The 25973-nt window shown below is 69.2% G+C and carries 23 protein-coding genes and 4 pseudogenes; 13 read left to right on the top strand and 14 right to left on the bottom strand.

Translation table 11 applies throughout. The annotated features are described in order from the left end of the window. The first annotated feature begins 572 nt into the window (after nucleotides 1-572). Nucleotides 573-1411 (top strand): annotated as a pseudogene (locus ACH427_RS27765) (IS5 family transposase). A 635-nt stretch (nucleotides 1412-2046) separates the two neighbouring features. Here ACH427_RS27765 and ACH427_RS27760 read toward each other — a convergent pair. Beyond that, a complete protein-coding gene (locus tag ACH427_RS27760) occupies nucleotides 2047-2475 on the bottom strand; it encodes a hypothetical protein (protein ID WP_398873705.1) in 429 nt (142 codons plus the stop codon). Nucleotides 2476-3001: 526 nt separating this feature from the next. On the opposite strand from ACH427_RS27760, the gene ACH427_RS27755 reads away from it, so the two are divergent. The 3 genes and pseudogenes from ACH427_RS27755 (at nucleotide 3002) to ACH427_RS27745 (ending at nucleotide 4389) form a co-directional block, all read left to right on the top strand. Further along, on the top strand, nucleotides 3002-3307 hold the full coding sequence (locus tag ACH427_RS27755) for a Ku protein (RefSeq protein ID WP_398873703.1): 306 nt from the start codon (nucleotides 3002-3004) through the stop codon (nucleotides 3305-3307). A gap of 10 nt (nucleotides 3308-3317) precedes the next feature. After that, nucleotides 3318-3650: pseudogene (locus ACH427_RS27750) on the top strand (Ku protein); the annotation flags it as partial. Nucleotides 3651-4029: 379 nt separating this feature from the next. Then, the gene (locus tag ACH427_RS27745; RefSeq protein ID WP_398873701.1) at nucleotides 4030-4389 is read left to right on the top strand and encodes a hypothetical protein; all 360 of its coding nucleotides are present in this window, start codon (nucleotides 4030-4032) and stop codon (nucleotides 4387-4389) included. On the opposite strand, the gene ACH427_RS27740 is transcribed toward ACH427_RS27745, so the two are convergent. From ACH427_RS27740 to ACH427_RS27730, 3 genes are all read right to left on the bottom strand, one after another. Then, nucleotides 4383-4793 (bottom strand): hypothetical protein, encoded by a 411-nt coding sequence (locus ACH427_RS27740; RefSeq protein ID WP_398873699.1) that lies wholly within the window; start codon nucleotides 4791-4793, stop codon nucleotides 4383-4385. The genes ACH427_RS27745 and ACH427_RS27740 overlap by 7 nt on opposite strands. 390 nt (nucleotides 4794-5183) lie before the next feature. After that, entirely contained in the window at nucleotides 5184-6044 is an 861-nt protein-coding gene (locus ACH427_RS27735; RefSeq protein WP_398873697.1) for an ABC transporter permease, read from the bottom strand. Beyond that, nucleotides 6041-6967, bottom strand: a complete 927-nt coding sequence (locus tag ACH427_RS27730; protein ID WP_398873695.1) for an ABC transporter ATP-binding protein — start codon at nucleotides 6965-6967, stop codon at nucleotides 6041-6043. The genes ACH427_RS27735 and ACH427_RS27730 overlap by 4 nt, the downstream gene beginning before the upstream one ends. A 133-nt stretch (nucleotides 6968-7100) precedes the next feature. Between ACH427_RS27730 and ACH427_RS27725 the strand changes: the two genes are divergently transcribed. The 3 genes and pseudogenes from ACH427_RS27725 to ACH427_RS27715 all read left to right on the top strand — a co-directional run. Continuing rightward, nucleotides 7101-8273, top strand: a complete 1173-nt coding sequence (locus ACH427_RS27725) for a sensor histidine kinase (protein ID WP_398873693.1) — start codon at nucleotides 7101-7103, stop codon at nucleotides 8271-8273. Next, nucleotides 8270-8926 (top strand): response regulator, encoded by a 657-nt coding sequence (locus ACH427_RS27720; RefSeq protein WP_398873691.1) that lies wholly within the window; start codon nucleotides 8270-8272, stop codon nucleotides 8924-8926. The genes ACH427_RS27725 and ACH427_RS27720 overlap by 4 nt, the downstream gene beginning before the upstream one ends. A gap of 90 nt (nucleotides 8927-9016) precedes the next feature. Beyond that, a pseudogene (locus tag ACH427_RS27715) lies at nucleotides 9017-9187 on the top strand (IS5/IS1182 family transposase); the annotation flags it as partial. Nucleotides 9188-9528: 341 nt separating this feature from the next. On the opposite strand, the pseudogene ACH427_RS27710 reads toward ACH427_RS27715, so the two are convergent. The 3 genes and pseudogenes from ACH427_RS27710 to ACH427_RS27700 all read right to left on the bottom strand — a co-directional run. Beyond that, nucleotides 9529-9737: pseudogene (locus tag ACH427_RS27710) on the bottom strand (IS5/IS1182 family transposase); the annotation flags it as partial. Between the two features lie 48 nt (nucleotides 9738-9785). Further along, nucleotides 9786-10217 (bottom strand): GNAT family N-acetyltransferase, encoded by a 432-nt coding sequence (locus ACH427_RS27705; RefSeq protein ID WP_398873689.1) that lies wholly within the window; start codon nucleotides 10215-10217, stop codon nucleotides 9786-9788. Between the two features lie 144 nt (nucleotides 10218-10361). Next, nucleotides 10362-10787, bottom strand: a complete 426-nt coding sequence (locus ACH427_RS27700; protein WP_398873687.1) for a GNAT family N-acetyltransferase — start codon at nucleotides 10785-10787, stop codon at nucleotides 10362-10364. A gap of 156 nt (nucleotides 10788-10943) precedes the next feature. Here ACH427_RS27700 and ACH427_RS27695 point away from each other — a divergent pair, with 156 nt between their 5' ends. Then, entirely contained in the window at nucleotides 10944-12290 is a 1347-nt protein-coding gene (locus ACH427_RS27695; protein WP_398873685.1) for a lipase family protein, read from the top strand. Nucleotides 12291-12427: 137 nt separating this feature from the next. Here the strand turns inward: ACH427_RS27695 and ACH427_RS27690 are convergent, their stop codons facing one another. The 3 genes from ACH427_RS27690 to ACH427_RS27680 all read right to left on the bottom strand — a co-directional run bounded on the left by ACH427_RS27690 (nucleotide 12428) and on the right by ACH427_RS27680 (nucleotide 15078). Continuing rightward, nucleotides 12428-13672 carry an IS701 family transposase gene (locus ACH427_RS27690; RefSeq protein WP_398873683.1) on the bottom strand — a complete coding sequence of 415 codons (1245 nt, stop codon included), beginning with the start codon at nucleotides 13670-13672 and terminating at the stop codon, nucleotides 12428-12430. Nucleotides 13673-13933: 261 nt separating this feature from the next. Further along, the gene (locus ACH427_RS27685) at nucleotides 13934-14470 is read right to left on the bottom strand and encodes a hypothetical protein (protein ID WP_398873681.1); all 537 of its coding nucleotides are present in this window, start codon (nucleotides 14468-14470) and stop codon (nucleotides 13934-13936) included. 323 nt (nucleotides 14471-14793) lie between these two features. Continuing rightward, nucleotides 14794-15078, bottom strand: a complete 285-nt coding sequence (locus tag ACH427_RS27680; protein WP_398873680.1) for a hypothetical protein — start codon at nucleotides 15076-15078, stop codon at nucleotides 14794-14796. Nucleotides 15079-15406: 328 nt separating this feature from the next. Between ACH427_RS27680 and ACH427_RS27675 the strand changes: the two genes are divergently transcribed. Next, entirely contained in the window at nucleotides 15407-15637 is a 231-nt protein-coding gene (locus ACH427_RS27675; RefSeq protein ID WP_398873678.1) for a hypothetical protein, read from the top strand. Nucleotides 15638-15824: 187 nt separating this feature from the next. Here the strand turns inward: ACH427_RS27675 and ACH427_RS27670 are convergent, their stop codons facing one another. Beyond that, nucleotides 15825-17216 (bottom strand): sporulation protein, encoded by a 1392-nt coding sequence (locus ACH427_RS27670; RefSeq protein WP_398873676.1) that lies wholly within the window; start codon nucleotides 17214-17216, stop codon nucleotides 15825-15827. A 281-nt stretch (nucleotides 17217-17497) separates the two neighbouring features. Between ACH427_RS27670 and ACH427_RS27665 the strand changes: the two genes are divergently transcribed. The 4 genes from ACH427_RS27665 (at nucleotide 17498) to ACH427_RS27650 (ending at nucleotide 22178) form a co-directional block, all read left to right on the top strand. Beyond that, a complete protein-coding gene (locus ACH427_RS27665) occupies nucleotides 17498-19273 on the top strand; it encodes an asparagine synthetase B family protein (protein WP_398873674.1) in 1776 nt (591 codons plus the stop codon). 28 nt (nucleotides 19274-19301) lie between these two features. Continuing rightward, nucleotides 19302-19739, top strand: coding sequence for an NUDIX domain-containing protein (locus ACH427_RS27660; RefSeq protein WP_398873672.1), 438 nt, complete (start codon nucleotides 19302-19304; stop codon nucleotides 19737-19739). A gap of 77 nt (nucleotides 19740-19816) precedes the next feature. After that, nucleotides 19817-21136 carry a UDP-glucose dehydrogenase family protein gene (locus ACH427_RS27655; RefSeq protein WP_398873670.1) on the top strand — a complete coding sequence of 440 codons (1320 nt, stop codon included), beginning with the start codon at nucleotides 19817-19819 and terminating at the stop codon, nucleotides 21134-21136. Nucleotides 21137-21872: 736 nt separating this feature from the next. Beyond that, on the top strand, nucleotides 21873-22178 hold the full coding sequence (locus ACH427_RS27650) for a hypothetical protein (protein ID WP_398873668.1): 306 nt from the start codon (nucleotides 21873-21875) through the stop codon (nucleotides 22176-22178). 958 nt (nucleotides 22179-23136) lie between these two features. Here the strand turns inward: ACH427_RS27650 and ACH427_RS27645 are convergent. The 3 genes from ACH427_RS27645 to ACH427_RS27635 all read right to left on the bottom strand — a co-directional run bounded on the left by ACH427_RS27645 (nucleotide 23137) and on the right by ACH427_RS27635 (nucleotide 25931). Further along, nucleotides 23137-24195 carry an LLM class flavin-dependent oxidoreductase gene (locus ACH427_RS27645; protein ID WP_398873666.1) on the bottom strand — a complete coding sequence of 353 codons (1059 nt, stop codon included), beginning with the start codon at nucleotides 24193-24195 and terminating at the stop codon, nucleotides 23137-23139. Between the two features lie 89 nt (nucleotides 24196-24284). Next, nucleotides 24285-24464, bottom strand: coding sequence for a thiazolylpeptide-type bacteriocin (locus ACH427_RS27640; protein ID WP_398873664.1), 180 nt, complete (start codon nucleotides 24462-24464; stop codon nucleotides 24285-24287). 159 nt (nucleotides 24465-24623) lie between these two features. Next, nucleotides 24624-25931: an amidohydrolase gene (locus ACH427_RS27635; RefSeq protein ID WP_398873662.1), complete on the bottom strand. Its 1308-nt coding sequence runs from the start codon at nucleotides 25929-25931 to the stop codon at nucleotides 24624-24626. Between the last annotated feature and the right edge of the window lie 42 nt (nucleotides 25932-25973).

The following is a 25973-nucleotide window of genomic DNA, read 5'->3' as shown; positions in this document are numbered from 1 at the left end:
TCCCGGGCTCGTCGGCTCATCAGCCCCTCCAGCACCTGGACACGGCGACCGTAAAACCACAACACATTGCCCTGAAACAGGTGCAAACGCTCAGTAAGAGGTCGTTTTCTAATGATTTGCGCCGCCTCGCAGGGCTCAATAGTTCATCGAGACCTCATACGTTGCAGATCCATGCGCGGCTGAGTAGGACGAAGCTCCACGGTCGGCGCTTCTTGGGATGAGACAGGCTCTGCGAGATGAGACGGGAAATACAGGCCTCCCGCGCGCCTCTACAGACACACGACCTCCTCGACACCCTCGGACGGTTCCTTGTCACAGGCACATGTTGGAATCAAACAGACTTCACCAATGAAAACGACCTCTAACTAAGCGTTTGGTCCTGTTTCCGGGCAATGTGTTGTTGTTTTCCGGCCGCAGTGTCCAGGTGCTGGAGAAGCTGGTGAGCCGACGAGCCCGGGATGCGGCGGGAGAGGGCTGTTTCGTTCCGGCATCTCCTGTGTCATCCCAAGGCGCCCCGGTAGACGGTTGTCTACCTGCTCGCCAAGCCGGTCACCGCGCAGTACATCGGAAACGTGACTCCGCGCCGCGACTGTCCCAGCGATCTGTCCGATTCCCGCTGGGAATTGACCGAGCCGGTACTGACCGTCTGGCGGGCCGAGCGCCGCGGCCGCGGCCTGGACATCGGCCGTCCGCCGAGCACGACCTGCGCTCCCTCATGAACGCCGTCCTGTATGTGGACCGCACCGGCATCCCGTGGCGTTACCTGCCGCACGACTTCCCGCACTGGCGCACCACCTACGGCTACTTCGCGGCCTGGCAGAAGGACGGCATCTTCGAGCAGCTCACCGGCCTGCCGCGGCACCTGGTCCGCGAGGCCGAGAGCCGCAACGGCGAGCCGTCCGCGTGCGTACTGGACTCCCGGACCGTCAAGACCTCCGCCAACGTCCGCCTCACGGGCCAGGGTACCGACGCGGGCAAGCGCATCATCGGGCGCAAGCGCCACCTGGGCACGGACATGCCCGGCCTGCCGCTGACCGTCATGGTCACCGCCGCGAGCGTCTCCGACACCGCCGCCGGCGTCCACCTGCTCTCCCGCACAGCCGCCGCCCACCCGCGCGTGACCAAGGCCTGGGCGGACTCCGGCTACCGCACCACCGCCCTCGACCACGGCGCCCGCCCCTGCATCGACGTCCAGCCCGTCCAGCGGCCCCCGGGCAGCCGGGGCCTCGTCGTCATCCCACGCCCCCGGACCATCGAGCGCAGCATCAGCCGGCTCATGCACCACTGCCGCCTCGCCCGCGACTACGAAACCCACCCGCACCACTCCGAAGCCATGATCCACCTCGCGATGACCGGCCTCATGACCCGCCGCCTCACCGGAGAAAGCACACCGAACCGGCGCGGAACCTAACCCCGGGACCACACACGAATCAGCTGACCAAACACTCAGTGACACATGCGCCATCCGTGACCGGAGAGAGTGAGATGTTCCTGGCCCACTCCGATGACGCCCGGGCAGGCCAGCCGGGCGATGTGCACGTTCAGCCCCGGCCCGGTGCCGACGATCAAACCTGCCCCAGACCGGACAGACCGCGACCGACGCGTCCACCCATGAGGCGGCCGCACTGCCGGTACCGGCCATCCGCACGAGGAAAGACACGAACAAGCCCAGCAACACGGGAGACATCGCCGCCGTCGCGCGCGGAACCACGGCGCAGATCCACCAGATGCATCAACCGCACATCCGGTGGTGCACCCACAGCCGGCATCCCGCAGTAGCGGAGAACCAAAACGATCTCCACATCGTGGTGGGCGGCAGCCCATGCAGCGACAAGGACGAACGCCGGCCTGACCGCGCCACCCACGGGGTCGAAGCGCCAGGTCCGCGGCAGGCAGTTCCGCGTCGCCAGCCGGGACGAGGGCCGGCGCCGCCGGGCCAGCAAACCGACCGCGTCGCCCCTCAACTGGCCAGCAATTCCTGAGGTTGCCGGAAATACGAAACGGCTCCTCCCCCAGATCGGGGGAGGAACTTCTTTGCCTTCAAGATCAGACGCTACAAGTGCCGTTGCCGGGACCGCTGTTCCAGCCGTTGGAGAAGTCGTGGGTGCTGCCGACGAGTATCCGTGGGCCGCACGTCTTCAGCCAGCCGGGGATCGCCACGGTGAGGTTGATCGCGGCGGTGAAGGACCGCCCAGGGGTGTAGCGGGTCCCGGGGCCCTGGTACAGGTTGTCCGACTTCCAGGAGACGGGGCTTGGCGCCGAGTAGGAGACCCTGCCTTCGGCGCTGTTGTGTGCCGGGTCGTTCCAGTTCAGATACACAGAGCCCGAGACGTTGTTCTGCCAACCGTTGATCCAGTCGACCTCGGCGTAGGCACTTGCACAGTTGGCGTACCAGCCGATGTACAGGGTTCCGATCGTCTGCGAGTCGGTCCAGTTGTTGGAGATCTTGATCGGAGTACCCGGTCCGAGCGGCACAGGGTTGCTGCAGGTGACAGCATGTGCGGAGCTGGTAGGAACGGTTACGAGTGCGGCACTTGCGGCTGCGACGCCAAGAGCGGCTACAGCTGAGCGAACCCGATTGCGCACGGACATGCAGATCCCCCCGGGTTAATGACATGAACCTGTCTATCTGAATGCCCATCCTGGCAGACGCCCGCCGTTGGGGGGAAGTGCTGCCTCTCCAAAATGCGGGAGTGGACGGTGCTGCAGGATCAGGGGGTCTGCTCGGCCTCCAGTTTGGTCAGCCCGGTCTCAAACGCGGCCGCGCGCTCGTACGGCGAGGTCTCTTCGAGGTCTCTTGCAGAGCCAGGCTGCTCTTCGCGTCCTTATCGCCCGGAGAGAACCCCGGCTCGAACGGCCGGCGGTCCTCCCGGCCGGGCTCGGGTCCATCAACCGGCTCCGCCTCCAGTGCACCAGCGCCTTGCAGACCGCGTCCGGGCCCACTGGGTTCGCGCGGGCGGGCCGGGCTGCGGGACCGGGCACCCTCCCGCACGCTGGTCCTATGCCGAGAGCGCTGTGGAGGGGAGCCACCGGATTCGGACCGGTGTCCGTACCCGCGCCGCTGGTGACCGCGGTCGAGGAACACGGCCTCCCGCTGCACCAGGTGCATGACGCCGACGGCGGCCGGATCCGCCAGGAGCCGGTCTGTGACGTCTGCGGCCGGACGGTCCCGTACGCGCATGTGACCAGAGGAGCCGAGCGCGACGGAAGGGAAACCGTGCTCACCGAGGCCGACCTGGACCGGCCCCCTCTGCCCTCCAAGAAGCTCGTCGACGTCCTCGCGTTCGTCGACGCCGACCGGCTTTGACCCGGTCCAGCTCGACAAGCCCTATCTCCTGACTCCCGCCCGTGCCGCGGCCGACAAGGTGTACGTGCTGCTCCGAGAGGCCCTGAGGCAGACCGACCGGGTGGCCGTCACCAAAATCACGATCCGGACGCGGGGATCCCTCGGGTTGCTGCGCGTCCATGACGACCTGCTGGCGGTCCACACGATGTACTGGCCCGACGATGCGCGCGACCCCGCCGGTCTCGCCCCGCGGGAATCGGCGACCGTCCGGCCCCAGGAAATCGAGATGGCCTCCAAGCTGATGGCGAAAGGCTCCGAAACTTCGATCTCGGTTCCCTGGATGACGCCTACCAGAGCGCCCTGAAGGAGCCGGTGATGTCCAAGGCGGAGGACCGGCCAGCCCCCACCATCGCCAGGACCGCCCCCGCGCCCGCGCTCCCCGCCCGCCACGCTGGCGAAGAAGGCCGCTCCTGTCTGAGATGTCGTGGCTGGGCGAGTGGCGCGCTCGGCTCGCCCGACCCGATGCGGTCAAGTCCCTGCGCGGGCAGGCCGTCCTTTGGAGCGCTGACGGGATGACGACCGCGCGAACACCCCGGCCGGAGCGGCCCTGTGTCCCGCCCGATTCCGAGTCCCGGACCGATGACCTGCGGACCCTGGATGACCAGCTGCTCGGGCATCTTGCCGGGACCGCTGACCACAAGGGCGATCCATAGGCGTTGCCCGCAGCTCCGTACCAGGCGGGGGTGGATGCACTGGAGCACCTGACCGACATGCTCCTGAAGCGGGCCGGCTGCAGCCTGGACACGATCACGGCTCCGGACGGCACCGTGCTGCGGGCGGCGTACGCGCTGGCTGTACCCGTCTGGGAGCTGGACGCCCTGTGGGACGTCCTGGCCGTCCTGCGCCGCGCCCTCACGGGCGAGCCGGGATACGAAGGCCTGACCGATCTCGTGGCACAGACCGCCGCAGACCGGGGAGAACCCTGCACCGCAGCCGGCCTCGTCGCGCAGACCGAACGCGTACTGGCAGTGCTCCTCCCCGGCATCTGGGAACGCCGCCTCAGCATGGCGCAGCCCGTACTGCGTGGACAAGGGCGTCAGTAAGGGAGGGTGCAAGCGCTGTCACCCGGGTCCCCATCTGCCCATATACAGGCTTGGACCTTCGCGCCGGGGCCATCCCAGACCCAGTCAGTGCGGGACCACTGTTTTCCCGGACCGAAGACGCGCACGCTGCCGATCTGGTCCCAGGCCTCGCTTCCGCTTCTCTGCCGGAGTAACTCACCACGACAGACTCCGCCGTACGTTGCCTGGTAAGCGGCGCGGGCCACCCAGTAGTTCTTGGTGTCGTTGTGCATACTGTCGATCAAGACTGTGCAGTGGCTTGTGTAGCCAGCAGCGACGCCACCCTGATACCGGCTGTAGGAGTCGGCGAATGCCGGAGCGACGGCCAGGCCGGTCGACGCTACGGCCGCTGCCACGGTGGCGAAGGCTTTGATGCTCTTGCGCATGGTCCCCCCTTGACGGATGTTGGCCCCGCGGCCGTGAATGGCGACCGGCATGGGGCCTCGCTGAGCGGCTCCCCGCAAGGCTGGCACGCCCCCGCCGACTTGTCATCCCTCTGCGGTTGAGCCGCCGGCCGGTACTTACGTGACAGCCAACCTCGCTTTAGATCAACAGCATTGAATCCGAGTCAGGCCCGGTGGAGTCCCGATCGGGGCAGTCCCGGCGGTGTCGCCAAGGAGCCGGTCGACATCCGTGACCGCGCTCAGCGCCTCGCGAAGTGGCGCCGTCGGCCGTTGCCTCTGAGCGCGGGGCGGAGCCGTCCCCCTCCCGTCCGGCACCCGGCGAGTACGGACCAAGGGTCTGCTGCAACGGGCCGGTGATCAGGCCCTGCGGGCTCACAGATCGTGCCGGCGGACGGCGACCACAGCGACGGCTGCTGCGGCGAGGGGCCAAGCCGCGTAGACGATCCACGACCCGCTGATGGTCGCCGGGTAGGGGGCCGGTCCGAAGGGGTCGCCCATCTGCACCAGCCGTTCCCATGCACTGCGGGGCAGCGCGTGAAGGATGGCGGACGACCAGCGGTGGCGGTCGTTGAGGAGGAACGGCAGCAGCAGAAGGATTCCGGTGAACGTCACGAGGGTGGTTGCGGTGTGCCGGATGAGGGCGCCGAGGCCCATGCCGACCAGTGCGCACACCGGAGCGAGCAGCGCGGATGCCGCGACGGCGCGGAGCGCGCCGGGGTAGTCGAGGGACAGGCCGATGTCCCGGCCGGACAGGATGGCCTGTGTCACGCCGAACGAGGTTCCCGCGACGACCGTGCCGTAGAGGAGCATGACTGCCGTCACGACGGCCATCTTGGCCGCTACGACCGATCGTCGGGCGGGTACTGCCGCGAAGGTCGTGCGGATCTGTCCGGTGCTGTACTCGCCGACGACCGTGAGGGCGCCGATGCTGCCGGTGGCGAGTATCAGGACCATGCAGGCGCCGACGGTGAAGGCGTCCCGCATGGCCCAGATGGGAACGAAGAGGGCCCGGATCCCTTCGTTGTAGGTCGGCCAGTTGTTGTAGTCCGCGACGGCCGCGCTGATGTTGATGGCGATGATGACCAGCGCGCTGGCCCCGAACGCCCAGGAGATGGACCGCAGTGACCAGAGCTTGATCCACTCGGCGGCGAGGAGGTCCCGGAAGCGGGCGCCGGGCTCGGCGGCGCGCGCGGCGGCCGGGATTCCCGTGTGCTGTGTGGTGGTCGAGGTCATCGGGATTCTCCTGCGAGGTATTCGACGCTGTCGGCGGTGAGTTCCATGAACGCCTCCTCCAGTGAGGAGGTGCGGGTGGCCAGCTCAAGGAGCACGATGCGGTGCTGGGAGGCGAGTTCCCCGATGCGGGCCGCGCTCAGGCCGGTCACGGTGAGCCACTCCTCCGCGTCGGTGACCGAGTCGCCCGGCTGTACCGAAGCGCCCTCGGCTTCGAGCGCGGCCGCCAGCGCAGTGGGGTCGGGCGTCCGCACGGTCACGCTCCGGCGGGTGCCGCGGGCCGCGAACTCCGCCACGCTCTCGTCGGCGATCAGCTCGCCCCGGCCGATGACGATCAGGTGCTCCGCGGTGTTCTGCATCTCGCTCATCAGGTGGCTGGAGACGAACACGGTGCGCCCCTCGGCGGCCAGCCGCCGGAACAGGCCGCGCACCCATCGCACACCCTCCGGGTCCAGGCCGTTGACCGGCTCGTCGAACAGCAGCACCGGAGGGTCGCCGAGCAGAGCCGTGGCGATGCCGAGCCGCTGTTTCATGCCCAGGGAGAACCCGCCGATGCGGCGCCGGGCCGCAGGAGCCAGTCCTACCTCCTCAAGGACCTCGTCCACCCGGCGCCGCGGGATACCGTTGCTGCGGGCCAGGGCGGACAGGTAGGCCGCTGCGCTGCGGCCGCCGTGGACGTCATGGGCGTCGAGCAGGGCACCGGCGTGGCGCAGGCCGCGCGGGTGGTCCCGGAACAGGTGACCGTTGATGGTGGCGGTGCCGCTGGTGGGTTCGGTCAGGCCGAGGAGCATGCGCAGTGTGGTGCTTTTGCCGGCACCGTTGGGGCCGAGGAACCCGGTGACGTGGCCGGGGCGCACGGTGAAGGTCAGGCCGTTGACGGCAGTGGCCTTGCCGTATCGCTTGGTCAGTTCGTTGACTTCGATCACCCGGCCAACGGTGCCGGGGAGAGTGCCCGTCCGGCATCGGCCCGTCGGCTGCACTGGCGGGAGGGCTTGTATCCCGTGGGCGTACGTCCACGGGCCAATGTTCCGCCGCTGGTCAGACGGTTACGATCGTCCCATGTCCGCCAAGCCGCGTCCCCTGCTGTCCTGGCACCTGCGGCCGGCCGCGCGGGCGGCTCTGGCCTGGTGCGGGGCGATCGCCTACCCGTTCATGCTGTTCTTCGCGGCACGCGGCACGCCTTTCGACTCCCCCGGCTTGCCCTTCGTGTCGGCGGCCGTGGTCACGGTCCTGCCTCTCGGACTGCTGCGCCGTCGTCCGCTGCCGGCCCTGGCTCTGATGCTTCTGGGTACGTACGTCACGGCGACGACAACGCCGTTCTGGCAGGTCGTGTATCTGCTGGTTCTGGCGAACGATCTCGTCGCCGGATACATCGTGGCCACCCGGCCTCGTCGCCTCGCGGTCACCGCTGCTGTCATGACGCTCGGCGTGCAGATCGCCTGCACCGCACGCCTTGGGACCGGGCCGGACGGCTTCGCCCGCACGGTCGTGGTCCTCGTCCTGGCGCTCGCCGCCGCCTGGATGACCGGTCATTCGGTTCGCGAACGCCGCGAGCACGCCGCGGCACTGCGCTCGCAGACCGCCGCCCAGGCCGTCGCTGCCGAACGGCTCCGGATCGCCCGTGAGCTGCACGACATGATCGCGCACAGCATCGGCGTCATCGCCATCCAGGCAGGCGTGGGCCGCCGGGTCATCGACACACAGCCGGACGAGGCCCGCAAGGCGCTGGCCACCATCGAAGACACCAGCAGGGAAACCCTCGCCGGGCTGCGGCGCACCCTGGGCGCGCTGCGCCGCACCGAACCGGGCCCTGGGGCGGAGGCCGCGCCGCGCGAGCCTGCCCCGGGGCTGGCCGACCTCGACCGGCTGACCGCGTCGACGAAGGACGCGGGCGTCCATGTCGACGTGCGGTGGCTCGGAGAACGACGGCCCCTGCCACCCGACATCGACCTGGCCGCCTTCCGGATCGTCCAGGAGGCCCTCACCAACGTCGTACGCCACGCGAACACCCCCGACTGTTACGTCACCATCGGCTGCCAAGACGGCGAACTGACCATCGAGATCGCCGACGACGGCCGCGGCGGCCCCGCCTCCGGCATCGGATACGGCATCACCGGGATGCGGGAACGCGTCAGCCTGCTGCGCGGCCAGTTCACCGCCGGGCCGCGACCCGAGGGCGGCTTTCGCGTGGCAGCCCGGCTCCCCCTCTCCGAAGGAGTGCACATCTCATGACGGTCCGCGTCGTGCTCGTCGACGACCAGCCATTGGTCCGCAGCGGTCTGCGCGTCTTGATGGCCGACGCCCCTGACATCGACGTCGTGGGAGAGGCTGGAACCGGCGCCGAAGCGGTCCAGTTGGTCCGGGACACCAAGCCCGATGTGGCGGTGATGGACATCCGCATGCCAGGCATGGACGGCATCGAGGCCACCGGGCTGATCACGGCGGCCGCTGGAGCGACGCGCGTCCTTATCCTCACCACGTTCGACGACGACGAGTACGTCTACGGCGCGCTCCGAGCGGGTGCGAGCGGATTCCTCGTCAAGGACATGGCACTGGACGACATCCTCGGGGCGATCCGCGTGGTCGCCGCCGGAGACGGCCTGATCGCCCCGAGCGTCACACGCCGCCTGATCGCGGAGTTCGCCGCCCGCCCCGATCCAGCCCCGAACCCGCGACCGGTCGGGAACATCACCGAGCGGGAACGCGAGGTACTGACCCTCGTCGGACGCGGCATGTCCAACAGCGAGATCGCCGCCCATCTCTACATCAGCGTGGCCACGGCGAAGGCACACATTGCGCGGCTACTCACCAAACTCGAAGCCCGCGACCGAGTCCAACTTGTCATCACCGCCTACGAGGCAGGTCTGGTAACCCCACCTCGGTGAACATTAAGCACCTGCTGGATGAGCCGTTCGCCGTCGCGTGCGTGCCGACGGGCGTGCATGATCCAGACGAGCGAGTGTTCGACAACCCAACGGCGCTGGACCGTCGAAAGAAGCTTCGCCTGGCTCATGCATCACCGACGCCTCGCCCGTGACTACGAAACCCATCCACACCGCTCCGAAGCCATGATCAAGCTGGCGGTGGTCGACTTGATAAGCCGCCGCCTCACCGGCGAATCCACCCCAAACCGGCGAGATTCCTGATCGGCCACGGCGTATTCTCCTGTCCCCGCCTACCTTCGCCAGAGACTGGCGCGTTGCTCCAGGAGGTCAACACAGTCACGGAGATCCGGCCGCGGCAGGCCGGCGCGCTCACGCATCAGCGCGATGGCCTGAATGTGGCGACCGGCAGCGACCAACTGGTCCACCTCTCGCTGGTCCCCGGCCGAGAGTCGAACCCAAAGAGAATCATTCATCCCCACATTGAACCCGCCCCACCCCATCCAGCGGCCACGCAGCCCTCTTACCAAACGCCCCTACCGGGATGAAGCCGGCGCAGCCGCTCCAGCTCCGAGAACCGCGAGCCCTCCAGCATCTTGGAAGAGCTAACAGAAAGCTCGGGGTCGTCTGTGGGTGATGATGCAGCAGGCAAGCTTGAGGAAGGCTTCGTGGATGTCGTCGCGGATGTCCCAGCGGATCCTGAGGCGTCGGAGGCCGTGGATCCATGCGTTCTCCGTTGAACGACCCAGCGAACTTTGCCAAGGCCGGATCCATGGGGAACACCGCGGCGGGCGATGACCGGCGGGCGGCCCCTTGGCGCACGTTTCGCCGGCACCTGGGCCAGAAGCACCTCCGGATCCCCTCAAGGGCGATTCCTGGGCAGTCCGAAGCCTGCCATCTCGTTTTCTTCGTACGACAGGAAGCCCAGGCTCCGGTAGAACGCGTGGTTGCGCTTGCCTTCCGGTGATGACTCGTGGTCCGTGGACAGGAGGAAGAATCGGCAGTGGGCGTACCGCCGCATCAGGTACTCAACCAGCTTCCGGCCAACCCCCTGCCTGTGGTTCGCCGGATTCACCACGACGTCCTGGACGTAACAGATGTGCTCGTCGTCGGAGATGGTCCGGGCCAGCCCGAGGAGCGTTCCCGACGCATCCCGCGCCGTGATCACGAGGTGAGAGTTCACGAGGCCGCGACAGAGCTTGCCGACGTCACTGGTGTAACCCTGCCAGCCGACCGAATCGTAGAGGTTCAGCACCTCCACAGGATCGAAATCGCCTTCTTCTGCTATGAACATGTCGATCCCCTACGCGTTGGTGCCGCTTCTCGTCGTCAACCCGACACCACATCCGACTTCGCACACGTCGGTACTGTCAAGATCGGCTACTGCCGGACCCGCCGGTTCCCCCAGCCACGCGGAAGCTGCCGTGCCCAGGCTTCCTCAGAGCCGACGGTGCATCACATGCAGCCCGACCAGGCCATCCTCGGGATGACGGAAGGCCTCCGGCACAGTGCCGAGCACCTCGAATCCCAGCGACCTCCACAGGTACACCGCCGGATTGGCCTCGACGACCGCGTTGAACTGGATTCCGCGGAAGCCCTCCGCACGGCTCCAGTCGATGACGTACTCGCCGAGCGCCCGCCCGATGCCCTTGCCCTGATGAGCCGGATCGACCAGGAAGGATGCCTCTGCAGCTCGCGGAAACGCGCGAGGACGTTGTGCGCGTCGCGATCCGCATGGCCGTGGAGCACTGCGCGATCGAGGGCTCGCGCTCGTGGCATGACGCGCTCGGTCGGTAGCCAGCGCCCCGGCACTGCACCGTTCCGACCGGTCGGCGACACAAGGGAATTGGCGGAGCGGGGTCACTGACTCAGCCGCCGTTCGTCCCGTGAAGACTCTGGCGCACCCCTGGTCAACTGCCGTGTGCCTTTGTTAGGTTGCGCCGGAACCGACCTTCGGCCACTCCGCCCTTCGGGCCGTAGCGGTCATTTCTCTGATCCGCTTACACCGTGTGGGAGAGTCATGCGCAAATTCGGAGTGTGGCACGCCGCGATCACGGGCGTCGTCGCCCTCGCCGTCGCCGCCGTACCCGCTGTCGCGTCCGGCGTTCAGAAGCAGCCCTCGTCGACGACTGCCGGGAGCGACGCGTTCTACACCTACAACGGCAGCAAGTCGCTGTCCTCGTACAGTCCCGGGGACGTGCTCAAGGTCCGGACGCTGCCGTACCACGTCCTGGGTATCGCGACCCCCCTCCTGGCGACGCAACTGCTCTACCGCACCACCGACGCGCAGGGCCACCCGTCCGCAGGCGTGACCTCCGTGCTGCGCAGCCCTGGTGGCGACGGCCGTAAGGTCGTGTCGTACCAGTCGTTCTACGACTCGCTCGACCCCGAAGACGGTCCATCCCGGGCGGTCGCGGGCAATGTCAAGCTGCCCGGCGGCTTGATCGCGAACGGCGAGTCCACGCTCGTGGCGCCGCTCCTGCTGTCCGGCTACGACGTCGTCCTCCCTGACACCGAGGGGCAGGCCGCCCACCTCACGGCCTCCCGCGAGTACGGGTACACCACGCTGGACTCCCTGCGTGCCGCTTCCAGCGCGGCGTCGAGGACCGGCATCAGCCCCGACGCGCGCGTCGGGCTCATGGGCTACTCCGGCGGCGCCGTCGCGACCAACTGGGCCGCCTCCCTCGCGCCCGAGTACGCCCCTGACGTCAACAAGCGCCTGGTGGGATACGCCGAGGGCGGGGTGCTCGTGAAGCCCTCGCACATCCTCAGGTACATCGAAGGCAGTCAGGTGTGGTCCGGGCTCATCCCGGAGTTGCTCATCGGGCAAGCGCGTTCGTACGACTTCGACCTCAAGAAGTACCTGAACGACTACGGCAAGCAGCTGGTCGACGAGCACCAGCACTCCTCGATCGCCGACGCGCTGGGCCACTACCCCGGTCTGACGTGGAAGAAGATGGCGAAGCCGGAGTACGCGAACCCGAACTCCGTACCCGAGCTCCTCGAGGCGGTCAACAAGTCCAACCTCGGCCTGGCACCGACCCCGACCGTCCCCGGCTACATCGGCCAGGGCAACGCCGGCTCCCTCGAGGGAACCACGAGCAACATCGCGGGCATCGGCTCGGGCGACGGCATCACGGTCGCCGGTGACACACGGGCACTGGCGCGGAAGTACTGCGCCGAGGGCGCCGCGGTCTGGTACCAGCAGTACGACGCCCTCAGCCACTTGACCGCGCCCACGGCCACGGTGCCCACCGCGCTCGCCTGGCTGCGCGCCCGGTTCGCCGACAAGGAGGCCCCGTCCTCCTGCGGCAGCATCGCCGAGGGCAACTCACTTGCGGCTGACGAGACGGTCCCCGCCGGATGAGGACCTGACGCGGGCCGCAGCGAACTTCGCCAAGACCGCTTAGTACTCCAGTGAGAATTCGTGTCCTGAGCTGGTTCTTCTTTGGTAATGGTAGTGGCGGGCGGTGGCTTGGTGGTGCCTGCGCCAGTGAGACCAGTTCAGTGCGTGAAGTCGTCTGTCCTGGCGGGGTTTTGGGTGGGGAAGCAGAGTGTCCAGCAGGCGCCGGATCTCCGCCACGGTGAGGGGGACGAGGCTGGTGGTGTCGTTTCTGCAGCCCCCTTTGCTGTCTCCTGGGCCCGGGCCGCGAGGGTGGTCAGGAATGCGTGGGCGAGCATGGCCAGGGTGATGTGCCGGTACCAGCCCACGTAGCGGCGGACCTCATACTCGTCCAGGCCGCACTCGTTCTTCGCGGCCTGGAAACACTCTTCGACGGCCCAGCGTGAGCCGGCGATCCGGGCCAGCCCGCCCAGGTCCACATCGACGGGTGCGTAAGCGAGGTAGTAGGCGAGTTCGCTGGGGTCGGAGAGGCTGCGGCGGGCCATCACCCAACGGTGGTGGGTTGGTGGGTCCGGGTCGAAGACGATGTTGACGGGGAGCTTCGCCGCCGCCCAGTCGAAGACGCGTGGGCCCTTGGCGCCGTTGCCGCAGGACAGGGTCTGCCAGGCGCCGGCCGGGGCGTCGTCGATGAGCTCATCGATGCGCCAGACGCCGGCCAGGGACTTGATCTGCTGGGATTTGGGGACGGCCACCACGTAGCCGAGGTTGTGCTGTTCGAGCAGGCGGCGGAAGGACCAGTCCTGTCCGTAGGCCTCGTCCGCCGTCACCCAGGCCGCCGGAAGGCCGGCCGCAAGACAGCGGCGGACCATGGCTTTGGCCAGCTCACCCTTGGTGGCAAACCCCCGGTCGTCGGGGACTTTGGCTGCCTGGCACCGCTCACGGTCAGCCGTCCAGGACTTGGGGAGATAGAGCTCGCGGTCCACCAGAGCCCGGCCGCGCGTGGTGGCGTAGGCGGCGAACACCCCGATCTGGCAGTTATCGATCTTTCCGGAGGTTCCGGTGTACTGTCGCGACACTCCTGCCGATGTGATGCCCTTCTTGATGAAGCCCGTGTCATCGATGATCAACACCCCGTCCGGGCCAAGTTGCCCGGCGACGTATTCGCGCACGTCGTCTCGCACCGCATCGGCATCCCACCGGGCGCCGTTCAGCAGATGCTGCAGCCCCGCGGGATCACGATGGCCGACGTATTCCGCCAGCTGCCAGCCGTTCTTCCGGCCCACTGGCGCCAGCAGCCCCCGCACATAGTCCCGCATCCGCCACCGCAGATCAGCCCGCCCGAACCGGCCCGCCACCCGAGCGAACACCGACTCCAACTCCGAGGCCCAGCCCTCGACTTCACTCATCCCCACCATGGCTGGACAACGAGAGAGAGCCAGCTCAGGACACGAATTCTCACTGGAGTATTAGATGCCTCCGGGCGCGGCCCCTCACCACGCTCACCGGCCGGGCACCGTACGGCACCCGGCCGGTGACAGACAGGGTTCCGGGACGGCTCCGCGAGACGCCGCGCGTCTCCACCCCACGTCCCGGGCACCCTGCCAGCCGAGCACCCAGACACATACGGGCGGCCTCGGACGCCCATCGGCCGGCCTCTTCCGCGAGTGTCAGCCCGCACTCGCTCCTTCCGTCTGCCGTGCCTGCGCCACCGCCCCCTCCAATGTCTGTCCCTTCGGCCAGGGTTTCAGCGCCGTCAGGCGTACGACCACGCGACCGAGCCAGTCCGCGTCGGCCAGCCGGTGCGCCTCACCCGCGGCGACCGTCTGCCGCAGCAGTTCCTCCAGCAGTGTGACGTCGAACAGCCGGTACCAGTGGGCGTGCCGATCGAACCGCACGCTCCAGTCCTCGTACGGATGGCGCAGCGTCATGTCCAGATGGCCGCCGCCTCTCCCCTTGAGCCCGGGCAGGCCGCCGAGCAATCCCAGCATCGTGAACTTGCCGCCCTTGGCCGGGTACCCGCGCCCCACGATCACGCCTATTCCCAGCATGATCCTCGCCCAGGGGATCAACTCGCCCTCCGCGTCAGGCACATGCCGGTGCAGCCCCTGCGTGCGGAACTCCACCCAGGAGCCGCCGGGGTGCCGGGAATCCCCTACCAGACAGCGGCCGTCGATCAGCTCCAGCGGCCCCAAGACAATACCCACGCTACTCATTGACTCATTGGACCATAGGCCCCTCGAAGGGGTAGAACCCTTCGAGTCCCGGATCCATAGGAAGATGATCCTGCTTCAGTGGGCGACCGTGACGGCTCCCCGCGATCGCTGACAGACCCCCGTTCATACCGCCAGCCTCAGCCTGGCGCAGCTGCCGCGGGCGCGGAGGATGACCGGACGTAGCACAACGCCTTTCGCGGGCCGGCGGTGATCGGCAGGCCGTGCGCGTCTGCACGGTCACCGGTAGGGCGTCTTCCCTGGCCTGCACCGCCCGCCCTCTCGCGGCCGGGCGGTGCAGGACGGATGCGATGACATCAGCGCCGCAGTCGATACGGCCTGGACCGCTTCGCATGCCGACGGTGGCGCCGCGCGCGCTCGACGAGCTCGCGCTCTTCCTCGGCCGAGGCCAGCACGATGACAGTGACCGGCTCCTCATAGCAACGGCACCGAAACCGGTGGCCGGGGCTGTCCGGGGGCGGGGTGAACGCGAGGCGGGGGTTGGGCAGGAACCACCACAGCAGAAGCAGCACGCCGAACAGCGCCGCCCCCGTCAGGGCGAGAACGCCGCCCACCACGGGGCCGGGGTTACCGGCGGGCATGAGTCGACCTCCCGCCTCGTCGCGCTCGGTGAGCCGGTCCTTGAGGTCAGCGACTTGCTGTTCAAGTTCGGCCCGGTGCGACCGGGCCCTTTGCCACCGCGATGACGCCAAGGAGACGCCAAGCCTGAGCGCTGCGTGAGTCCTGCGGAAACATCGCCCGCACCGACCACCACGCTGACCAGCTCCGCCAGCGCGCGACCGCGCTGGAGACCAGGGCCCGGCGCCTGCCAGGCTCGCTCGGCGAGCGCATGCGCGGCAACGCGGCCCGGCTCCGCGAGATCGCCGAAGAACACGACAAGACCCGCATCACCCTCAAGGAGAGTGCACAGTGACGCCGGCAGCAGCCGAGCGCAAGCACATCCGTGCCGCGATGGACCGCATCCTGGCCGTCACCCCGCAGCAGTCCAACGGCGCGTTGACCATCGTCGCGCTCGCCCAGGAAGCCGGAGTTCCCCGCAACGTGCTCACCCGGCGCCACCTGGATCTCAAGAACGAGTTCTACGACAAGGTCCGCTCCCGGGGGCAGACGCCGGACAGCGAGAAACGGCTGCGGCAGTAGATCGTCAAGCTCAAGGAACTGAGGGCCAAGGACACCGAGGAACTGGCTCAGCTCAGGGCCGACGTCGAGGGCCTGGTCAGGGTGGTCCACCAGCTGACGGTGGAGAACCAGCCGCTCTGGACCGAGCTGACCGCCCCCGACACCCGGCTCCGGGTTCTGCCGACCCGGCCCCGGCCACGGTGAGCGACTACGCGGCGATCTGGAGGTCCTTGCGGGTGCGGTGGATGAACTCGCGGACAGCCGGCTCGCGCCGCCAGGGGACGAGGGCGGCATTGAACTCGCGGACGTAGTCCAGCGCGCGGGTCGACTTCACGCGGGCGAGGATGTCGACGGAGCGGTTGCCCAGCTCCAGGCCGTGGTCGAGGTCGCGGGCCTGGAGATGGGCGGTCCCCACGATCGCCAGCCGCATGCCCACGGAACGGGTGAACACCCCGGGCTGCATAGCGACGGCCTGCTGATTCCAGACCAGGGCTGCCTGGGGATTCTTCAGGTCCCGGAAGACCTCGGCGGCATCGGCGGACAGCCGCGCGTGGTGATAAAAGTCGATCCACCCCGGCTCGTCGCCGCTGTCCTCACGGGTCCGCTCAAGGAGGTTCTCGGAGGCGGCCAGGGCACGGGAAGCGGCCCGCTCGTCTCCGGTCCGCGCGTGAGCGCGGGCTTCGATGAGCTTGGTGAAGGCCAGCACCCGGGGCACCGCGTCCTGCTTGGCGCGTTCGAAGGCGCCCTGGGCCATGTCGATGGCCTCCTCGGCGAACCCGCGCATGAGGGCCTGCATGGCCATGGTCGTCAGGACATAGCAGCCGAGCTGGACGTCCCCGCCCGCGCGGGCGAGGCGGAGTGCCTGGATGAAGTGCCGTTGGGCGACCTCGTGCTGCCCGACGTCGAACGCGGTCCAGCCGGCCAGCCGGGAGAGCTCGGAGGTGACGGAGAACAGCTCGCGGCCGACCTCGTCGGAGAACGAGCCCTGCAACAGCGGGACGGCCTGCTGTTCCAGGCAGGTGGTGACGGAGTTGGCCCGCCAGTTCCCGCCCCCGTATTTGGAGTCCCAGCGGCGGGCCTCGTCGGCGGCGTCCCGCAGTTCGTCCAGGTCCAGGCGGCCGACCTGCGTCCCGCCCCGGTGATGGGCGGTGTCGTCGGCGGGGGCGACGAGCCAGCGGGTGACGGGGGTGGTGAACGCGGAGAGCGCGAAGCTCGATCCGGTCAGGAAGTCGCGGCGGTTCACACTGCTCCAGAACGAAGTGGCGACGCGGACGGCATCAACGGGTTCCCTGGGGAAATCCAACCCCAGATCCGCCTGTGGTGTCTCGGCCTCACCCATGCCGATCTCCGCCAACGAGACCGGGCGGCCGAGCCGTTCACCGACAGCCTGGGCAAGGAGCCGGGGGACCGGCCACTTCGGGGTCATGCCCCGGCGGCACCAGTTCGCGATGGAAGTATGCGAGTAGTCGGTCTCTATCCCGGCGGCCTGCGCGAGCTGGTTGACGCGGTGGGCGAGGGCTTTGTGACTCGCGCCGCTGGCTTCGATGAGCCGGGCCAGGTCCGCGTTGGGCGGACGGGTCCGGCGGACGGTCGACGCCATGGGCGTCCCCCTCTGCCGATTCCGGTGAACCTGTGACACGGATCCGCACGCATGGCTGAGCACAGAAAGTCGTACGCGAATCCGCGCGTCGGGTCACCGAGGGTATTGCCTGCCCGCCTGGGGGTGAACCCGGTCTGCGAGTTGTGAGCCCCCCTGCGAGCCCTCCCCGTGATCTTGTCCGGCCGGTGTGATGACGGTCCGGGTCGCGGCCGGGATCCGAGGACAGCTCTTCCGGCCGCGACCGCCGCCAAGGCATCCCAACACCCTCGGGGGTGAACTAGATGTGCGGAATCGCAGGACTGGCCGGTCCGGACGCGGCCCGGCACCAGACGACGGTCTGGGCGATGGGCATGTCCCAGTCGCACCGCGGACCGGATGGCACCTTGCAGGCCGCCTCCACCGACGGGCGGGCGGTGCTGGCCATGAACACCTTGCTGATCGTCGACCCGTCCGCCCAGCCCGGTCCCTACCTCGACGCCGCCAGCGGGCTGCTGCTGGCCTTCAACGGCGAGATCTACAACTTCCGGCAGCAGGCCGTCGCCTGGGGCATCCCGCTCGCCGATCGCGAGACCGACGCCCACCTGGTCCTGCGGGCCTGGGCCAAGCTCGGGGCGGCCTGCCTGGACGGGCTGGACGGCATGTTCGCGCTCGCCCTCTACGACCCCAGGGCCGGTGAGGCCGGACAGCTCTTCCTCGCCCGGGACCGACTCGGGGAGAAGCCGCTCTACTGGCGCCTGGATGGCGGCAGGCTCGCGTTCGCCTCCGAGGTCACCACCCTGACCGGCTACGGCCAGGCCCCGCTCGTCGTCCGCCCCGAGATGCTGGCCATCGAAACACCCGTCGGCGTCGAGACCCCGTTCCAGGGCGTCCAGTTGCTGGCCCCGGCGAGCCTGCTGTCCTTTGACCTCGCGTCCGGATCCCTGGAGCACACCACCTGGTGGCACCTGGAGGACCGCGAGCCCTGGCAGACCGACTACGAGCCTGCCCTGGCCCGCTTCTCCGTCGTCCTGGCCGAGCAGGTCCCGCTGCGAGCCCCCTCAGGCGATTTTGCGCTGCTGCTGTCGGGCGGCCTGGACTCCTCGGTGCTGGCCTACCTGATGCGGCCACCGGTCTGCGTCACCGTCCGCTACCGGGGCCAGGACCGCTTGGACGAGTCCCGCATCGCCACCGCCATCGCCCAGGACATCGGCGCCGAACTGGTCGTGGTCGAGCCGGACACGGCCGACTTCACCACCGTCCTGCCGCACATGATCAACGCGCTGGACTACCCGATGGGCAACGCGGCCGTCTTCTCCGAATACATGGCCTACCGGGCCGTCGCCGACCGGGGCATCAAGGTCGTCGTCGGCGGGCTGGGGCCGGACGAGTTCCTGATGGGCTACGTCCGCCAGGCCCTGGTCCTCTTCGGTCCGCAAGCCGTCCTGGACGCCGGACTGGAGTCCTACCGGCCCCTGGCGGGCAAGCTCATGCACGCCGCCGGGGACCCCCTGGCCCCGGCGGAGGCCGCCGCCCGGCTGATCCTGCGGGGCCCGGACCCCGACGACCGGGTCCGTGAGCTGGTGGCCGACGCCTTCACCCGCTCGGGCGGTGACGCGGCCCGCGCGCTGACGCTCGCCGAGCTGGCGACGGCCTGGCGGCCGCTGGTGATGACCAGCGACAAGCTCGCCTCCGCCTTCGCCCTGGAACGACGCTCTCCCTTCCTCGCCCGCGAACTCGTGGAGCTGTCCTACCGGCTCCCCGCCGGACACAAGATCACCCGCCCGGCGGCGGGGAAGCGCATCCTGCGGGACGCCGCGAAGGCCCTGGGCCTGCCCCGTGAGGTCTGGGCCAGCCGGGACAAGCTCGGCTTCGCCTCCCCGGTCCCCGCCTGGCTGACCGGCCCGCTCGCCCAGTGGGCCGACGCCCAGATCCGCACCGCCCTCGACGACGCCCCCGACACGCTGCGGCCGCTGCTGGAGCGCGGGCTGGAGGCCGGCGGGCGGTTCGACCGTTCCCGCATGCAGGCCCTGATGGCCGCCGCCTGGTTTTCTGACCAGACCGTGAAGGCTGCCGCATGACGGTCCCTCACGTCACTACGGTGTCGGGATGCACTCCGACACCACCACCGCCAAGGGCCCGTCCACCGCCCGAGGGGCCGTCGCGATCATCACCAACCGCAGGGGCGAAGTCCTGATGCACCTGCGCGACGACCTCCCCGCCATCGCCTGGCCCGCCCACTGGAGCCTCCTCGGCGGAGGCACCGACCCCGGCGAGAGCCAGCACGAGGCGATCGTCCGCGAGCTCGACGAAGAAGCCGGCCTGACCGCCCTGGACCTCACCGAGCTGTTCGAGGCCCGGGACGAGGACGGCTCCGGCCAGCTCATCACCTTCTTCGCCGCCACCTGGGACGGCGACGAGGCGAGCCTCCCCCTGGCCGAGGGCGTCAAGCTCCAGTTCTTCGCCCCCGAACACCTGCCGGCCCTGACGATCCCGCCGTTCATCCGGGACGGGATCACCCGCTATCTGGCCGCCCGGCCCGCCTGACACCCCGCCCTTCCGGACGGGAGCAACGGGGGTGGGGCCGGGCGGCCCCACCCCCTCCCTTTCGGAAGGACGAGCTCATGAAGCTCACCGTCATCGGCTGCGGCTACCTCGGCGCCACCCACGCGGCCTGCATGGCCGAACTCGGCCACGAAGTCCTCGGCATGGACACCGACCGCGACAAGGTCCTCGCCCTCGGAGCCGGGAAGGCCCCGTTCTTCGAACGCGGCCTGGACGACCTGCTGGCCAAGCACACCGCGAGCGGGCGGCTGAAGTTCACCGCCTCCTACGCGGAAGCCGCCTCTTTCGCCGACCTGCACTTCCTCGGCGTCGGCACCCCTCAGCGGAGCGGGGACAACGCCTACGACCTCAGCGATCTCTTCGCCGCCGTCCGCCGCCTGGCACCCCATATCCACCGGCCCGCCGTCGTGGTCGGCAAATCCACCGTCCCGGTCGGCACCGCCCCGCGCGTCGCGGACATCCTCCGCGACGGGGCCCCAGCGGGCGAGCAGGTCGAGGTCGCCTGGAACCCCGAGTTCCTGCGCGAGTCCTTCGCCGTCGAGGACACCCTCCACCCCGACCGCCTCGTCCTCGGCTTCACCGGCGAGAACACCCACGCCGAGACCGTGCTGCGGCAGTGCTTCGGCAAGATCATCGAAGCCGGGACACCCACGATCACCACCAGCCTGGCCACCGCCGAGCTGGTCAAGGCATCCGCGAACGCCTTCCTCGCCACGAAGATCTCGTTCATCAACGCCATCGCCGAGGTCTGCGAGGCAGCCGGCGCCGACGTCCACCAGCTCGCCGAAGCCCTCGGCCACGACACCCGCATCGGCCCCCGCGGCCTGCGCCCCGGACTCGGCTTCGGCGGCGGCTGCCTGCCCAAGGACATCCGCGGCCTCATGGCCCGGGCCGACGAGCTCGGCGCCGACCAGGCCCTCGGCATCCTCCGCGAAGTCGACTCCATCAACAACCGCCGCCGCGAACGCATGGTCGACCTCGCCCGCGAACAGCTCGGCGGCACCTTCAAAGGCAAGCGCATCGCCGTCTGGGGAGCGGCCTTCAAGCCCGACACCGACGACATCCGCGACTCACCCGCCCTCGCCGTCGCCGCCCACCTCCACCGGCTCGGCGCCCAGGTCACCGTCTATGACCCCAAGGCCCTCGACAACGCCCGCAAAGCCCACCCCGAACTCGACTACGCGGACAACGCCTTCGACGCGGCCGAACGCGCCGACCTGCTGCTGCACCTGACCGAGTGGCCCGAGTTCACCCACATCAACCTCGCACGACTCGCCACCCGCGTCTCCCAGGCCAAGGTCATCGACGGACGCGGCACCCTTGACCCCGCACGCTGGCGCCAAGCCGGATGGACCCACCGAGCCCTCGGCCGCCCCTGACAGGTCCTGCTGCCTCACCACCTCGGCCCCGGTCACACTGACCGGGGCCGAGCTCCGTCTTCCTCAGGGCGAATGGATTCCATTCTGAAAAGGGTTCGCCGTCTTGATCCCGGTGAACAAGAGAATGCATTCCAGCCCCCTGGGAGTCCCACAGCCCAGCCGCTCGGGACACCCCGCTGCCCTCACCTGAACTTCAACACGCAGAACTTGACAGGGAACCGAAGCGCCTGGACCCGTCGCTCGAACTTAAGGCGGAGGTGAGCGTAGGGGCGGCTGCCGTAGAACGCGGTGCGTTCAGCGTGCTCGGCTCAGACGGGGTGATGGCAGGGGTGATGAGTTGCCTGCGGACAACGGGCGGAATCACACATCCCGACCAGCGGACGGTCGGCCGTTGGGGTGCCGGCCAGTTTGAGGCAGAGTGCCCGGGACGGGTCGGTAAACCAGCAGGAGTTCGCGGGCCCGAGGTGAAGCGCCTTGGCGCATTTGGTCAGCAGGTTGAGCACGTCACGGTCACTGCGCTGGGTCCGTGCCCGGATTCACCGGGGTCTCGACGATGCCGATTACGTCACCACCCGGAAGATGCTCCGCAACGCTGGCAGTACCCTGGTCCGGAGGCTGGGCCAGCAGGCTGGTTCCACAGACAGCAGACGGAAGGAGTGTGTCGTCGTGAAGTGGCGAACCTAGCCGCCTGCCCGGAAGGTCCGGGAGCCCGGGCGGCGGTTCCGGAAGGAACGAGATGTCCCGTACGGACAAGACCAAGCCACTGTGGGTGCGCCACGCGGAGCACAACCCCCGGCCTGTCCACGATCACCGCCACGGTGCCTGCGATCTGCCGCCGGACCCGACGTGGGAGGAAACGGACACGTGCTGCCGGTGGGAACATCCCGGCACGCTGCTGTTCGGCTGCACCTGCTGTTCGGGATGTGGTGTGCGCTCCTGCATCAAGGAGCGGCAGCAGATGGCCAGGAGCAGCAACCGAAAAGAGCGCTACGCAGGCCGGCGTGAGGCCCGCCGTGTTGTCTCCGAAGAAGAGGGCGCCTGACTCCGCAGCTCGGGAGGGCTTTCATAGCTCGCCGACGTCAGGTCTCCGGCGCTGTCCTGGGGGGCGTCCGTTCGCCCGAGCGCTGCTGTTCGAGCGACTCGGCGGGCTCCCCGCAACCGTCGCCCCAGCCGCCTACCCACACAGCGCCCATCACCCAGAAGCTGCGGATCTTCGAGACTGAGCTCACCCCGGCGCACTGGTGAATCAACTCGAAGGACACGAAACCGAGTTCGTCGCCCGACAGGGAAATCCGCGACGAACCGCTCTCCTGGCAACCCCCGACAGATACCATTCGCGATCTCGAGTCGCCGGGCTGCGATCTGCGGCACATCGAGCCCGGCGTCCTGCACCGGCTCATCAGGGACGAATGCCTGACGACAGCTCAGGACGCCCGCGCCTCGGCGTCAGCCATGGGGCTGTCCGCTTCGTCCTGCAGGAGCAGCCAGCCCCGCCCGCGGCGGCGAAGAGCGCGAAGTGGCGAGAGGAGCGACCGTTCGCCGGGCTCGCGCCGCACTCCCCCGGGACAGGTTTGCCCGCTTTTACCTCGACGAATACCGCGTGCTCAAGTGGATCACGGAGCACGCCGACGTGAGCGTCGACGCCGTCAAGGTCCTGTCCGCGAGTGCGGCATGACGCGTGAGGGCAAAGCGACCCGCTGGCGTCGGATCGATCTCGACCGGGTCCGCGCCCAACGAGCCGTTGGGCGCTCCTGCCGCGAGTCGGCCGAAAAGACCGGTTCTCGCTGGGCCGGACCACGCGGGCGTTGAAGACTACCGACTACTGGGACGTCGGCTGTTCGAGCAGGCGGTGGACGGCCAGTGCGTCGCCGGTCGCCCGGACTGTGCTCGGCCCGATGGCGCCGCCCGCGCCGCCCGGCCTCCGGCTCGGCGGTCTGGCGTCCGGGGACGTCACGTTGCCCAGCCGAGGCGGCCGCGGGACCGGGCGGCCAGGTGCCTGTTCAGAGCCTCGGCAGCACCTCGTCCACGTAAAGGCGCAGGCTGGCCTGCATCTGGTCCAGGTTCTGGCCGCCGAAGTCGACCTGCCAGAGGAAGGTGTCGACGCCGTATTCCTCGCGCAGGGCGAGGATCCGTTCGGCGACGGTCCCCGGGGAGCCGATGACGGCCGTGCCGTGGCGGCGTACGTCGAAGTCGGTCAGGTGGCGGGCGTGGGCGCCCATCTGGTCGTAGCCCGCGTACTGGTCGGACGTGGTGGTCTTCCAGGACGCCGCGGCCTCGGACCAGACCGCCATGTACTCCCGGTAGAGCGGTTCGGCGGCGCGATACGCCTCATCGTCGGTCCGGGCGACGTACAGCGGGGTGCTCAGCGCGATCCTGGGGGCCGCGTGGCCGCCGTCGCCGGGGGTGAAGGCATCGCGGTAGAGGTTGATCACATACCGGCTGACGCCGACATCCTTCTTCAGCGGGGCGAGGGCCAACATGACGCCCAGGCCGTGCTCGCCGAGCCAGGTGAAACTCTCCGGGGAGCGGACGGCCGCGCCCCACAGGGGAGGGTGGGGGCTCTGGGTGACCGGGGGCAGCGAGGTGGCGTCGCGGTAGGAGAAGAACGGGGTGTCCTCGGTGACGTTCTCCTCGGTCCACAGCCGCAGCATGGCCCGGGTGGTCGCCTCGAAGCGCGGACGGCTCTCGTCGATGGGCACACCGAGCGCCTCGAACTCGTACGGAAGCCAGGCCCGGCCCAGTCCGACGTCCAGCCGGCCCTCGCTCAGCGCGTCGACCATGGAGATGTGGGCGGCGAGCTGTATGGGGTGGTGGAAGGCCGGGAGGGTCGCGCCGGTCATGAGGCGGATGTCCGTGGTCTGCGCGGCGGCCGCGGCCAGGAAGGTCAGCGGGCTGGGGCAGTATCCGCCGTACTCACCGAGATAGTGCTCGGTCATCTTGACGTAGTCGATGCCGGCCCGGTCCGCGAAGCGGGTGAGGGCCAGGACGTCGCGGTAGTAGTCCGCGGCGGACCGCCGGTCCCGCCGGCAGTCGGGGAGAAGGGATATTCCGTGTCGCATGGTCGTGCCTCCTTCATGTCACCGCCACCGGGCCGGTGACACGCGTGCGGGGCGGCACGCAGGATCTGCGTGCCGCCCCGCCGGTGCCATCAGGCGCAGCAGCTCGTGGAGCTGGTGGTGGACGAGCAGGTGCTGGAGCTGGAGCTGCTGGTCGAGTCGAACAGCGTCTCGGTCACCTCGGTGTAGTCGTTGATCTCGAAGTTCTCGGACTCCAGGGCCAGCATTTCCTCGGCCAGGGTCGTCAGCTCGGTCTTCGCCGTGTTTGCCATGGATGTTCTCCTCGGAATCTGTGACAGCATCCGGGCCGGGTCCCCTCGGGACGGGAAAGCCGGGGAGCCCCGGATGCCTCAGGCTCGATCGCCTGAAACATTTCTCGCATGCGGTCCTGACACGAGGCGGTACGAGTGGCTGACACATCGCTGTCACCGTCACACACCCCCATCGGGGCGCAGGCAGCGCAGGGCGGCCGCTGTCATGGCGATCATGCCGGTACGCAGGGACGGCACCGGGTCGGGTGCGAAGCGCGGGGAGTGGTTCGGTGGGAGCGCGGCGAGCTTTCCGGCGCCGGTCGCCCCCGGGGTGGCCTTCCACTGGGCCTTGCCGACGCCTCCGGTCATCCAGTAGGCGGTGCGGACGCCTGGGGCGGCGTGCAGGGACGTGCCCTCGGGGCCGTACCAGGAGAAGTCCTCCACGGCCGTGGAGGGCGGGCAGGACAGGACCCGGCCAGGGCCGAGCACCGTCTCGTGGGCCTGCCGTACGGCTGCTGCCAGGCTCTCGTCGTTGACCTGGCAGGGGGCACGGGGGGTGCGGAAGGTGACGGTCACCTCGAGTTCCCCCGGGCCCGCGCGCCGTGCGCAGTGTTCGCGCAGGACGGTGTGCACGGCCGCGGCGGCGGCATCGAGGGCGTTGGTGGTGAAGGCGCGGACGCTGATGGCCAGTTCGGCCCGCTCGGGTACCACGTTCACCTGTTCCCCGCTGTGGAAGGTGCCGACGCTCAGGACGACGCCCTCGGGCATCCGTTCGCGCAGCCGGGGCAGCGCGGCCGCGGCGGCCTCCAGCGGGTCGGCGCACAGCCATGGCATCGCGGCGTGCCCGCCGCCGCCGCGTACGGTGACGTCCAGCGTGGCGCCGGCGGCGGTGACCGTGCCGCCGGCGGCGTGGGCGACGGTGCCCGCGGGCAGTGGCGCCACGTGCTGGGCGAGCATCGCGTCGGGGAGGGGGAAGCGCTCGTAGAGGCCGTCGGCGAGCATCGCTCGGGCGCCGCTGAGCGTCTCCTCGGCGGGCTGGCCCACCAGGACGAGCGTGCCGCGCCACTCCCCCAGGAGCAGCAGGGCCGCCAGCACGCGGGCGGTGCCTGTCACGGCGGCCGTGTGCAGGTCGTGTCCGCAGGCGTGCATCACCGGTACGCGCCGCCCGTCCGGGCCGGTCGCGTGGGCATGGCTGGCGTACGGCAGGCCCGTGCGTTCCTCGACCGGCAGGGCGTCGAGTTCGGTGCGCAGCGCGATGGTCGGTCCGGTGCCACCGTGCAGGACGGCCACCACGCCGTGGCCGCCGACGCGCCGGGTGACGGTGAAGCCGGCGTCGGCTGTCGCGCGGGCGAAACGGGCCGCGGTGTGCCGCTCGCTGCCTGAGAGTTCGGGGTGCCGGTGGAGGTCGAGGTAGAGCTCCAGGGCGGTGGGCAGCGAGTTGTCGACGGTCCTCAGGAGTGCCTCCCTGGTCCGTTCGTCGGTGCGCATGGGGGCTCCTTTCTCTCCGGTGTCGCTCCGGCTTCTCGTGGG

The organism is Streptomyces sp. NPDC020379 (assembly GCF_044387105.1).
Lineage (GTDB): Bacteria > Actinomycetota > Actinomycetes > Streptomycetales > Streptomycetaceae > Streptomyces.
Note: the sequence above shows the minus strand (reverse complement) of the source record. Positions and strands in the feature narration are given on the sequence as shown.

Excerpts from the sequence above, each read along its gene's own strand:
- ACH427_RS27670 (WP_398873676.1), bottom strand. The coding sequence starts at position 17,216 with ATGGCGTCGACCGTCCGCCGGACCCGTCCGCCCAACGCGGACCTGGCC.
- ACH427_RS27720 (WP_398873691.1), top strand. The coding sequence starts at position 8,270 with ATGACGGTCCGCGTCGTGCTCGTCGACGACCAGCCATTGGTCCGCAGC.
- ACH427_RS27640 (WP_398873664.1), bottom strand. The coding sequence starts at position 24,464 with ATGGCAAACACGGCGAAGACCGAGCTGACGACCCTGGCCGAGGAAATG.
- ACH427_RS27695 (WP_398873685.1), top strand. The coding sequence starts at position 10,944 with ATGCGCAAATTCGGAGTGTGGCACGCCGCGATCACGGGCGTCGTCGCC.
- ACH427_RS27635 (WP_398873662.1), bottom strand. The coding sequence starts at position 25,931 with ATGCGCACCGACGAACGGACCAGGGAGGCACTCCTGAGGACCGTCGAC.
- ACH427_RS27665 (WP_398873674.1), top strand. The coding sequence starts at position 17,498 with ATGTGCGGAATCGCAGGACTGGCCGGTCCGGACGCGGCCCGGCACCAG.
- ACH427_RS27755 (WP_398873703.1), top strand. The coding sequence starts at position 3,002 with ATGCCGAGAGCGCTGTGGAGGGGAGCCACCGGATTCGGACCGGTGTCC.
- ACH427_RS27705 (WP_398873689.1), bottom strand. The coding sequence starts at position 10,217 with ATGTTCATAGCAGAAGAAGGCGATTTCGATCCTGTGGAGGTGCTGAAC.
- ACH427_RS27680 (WP_398873680.1), bottom strand. The coding sequence starts at position 15,078 with ATGCCCGCCGGTAACCCCGGCCCCGTGGTGGGCGGCGTTCTCGCCCTG.
- ACH427_RS27735 (WP_398873697.1), bottom strand. The coding sequence starts at position 6,044 with ATGACCTCGACCACCACACAGCACACGGGAATCCCGGCCGCCGCGCGC.
- ACH427_RS27650 (WP_398873668.1), top strand. The coding sequence starts at position 21,873 with ATGTCCCGTACGGACAAGACCAAGCCACTGTGGGTGCGCCACGCGGAG.
- ACH427_RS27660 (WP_398873672.1), top strand. The coding sequence starts at position 19,302 with ATGCACTCCGACACCACCACCGCCAAGGGCCCGTCCACCGCCCGAGGG.
- ACH427_RS27655 (WP_398873670.1), top strand. The coding sequence starts at position 19,817 with ATGAAGCTCACCGTCATCGGCTGCGGCTACCTCGGCGCCACCCACGCG.
- ACH427_RS27740 (WP_398873699.1), bottom strand. The coding sequence starts at position 4,793 with ATGCGCAAGAGCATCAAAGCCTTCGCCACCGTGGCAGCGGCCGTAGCG.
- ACH427_RS27690 (WP_398873683.1), bottom strand. The coding sequence starts at position 13,672 with ATGAGTGAAGTCGAGGGCTGGGCCTCGGAGTTGGAGTCGGTGTTCGCT.
- ACH427_RS27725 (WP_398873693.1), top strand. The coding sequence starts at position 7,101 with ATGTCCGCCAAGCCGCGTCCCCTGCTGTCCTGGCACCTGCGGCCGGCC.
- ACH427_RS27645 (WP_398873666.1), bottom strand. The coding sequence starts at position 24,195 with ATGCGACACGGAATATCCCTTCTCCCCGACTGCCGGCGGGACCGGCGG.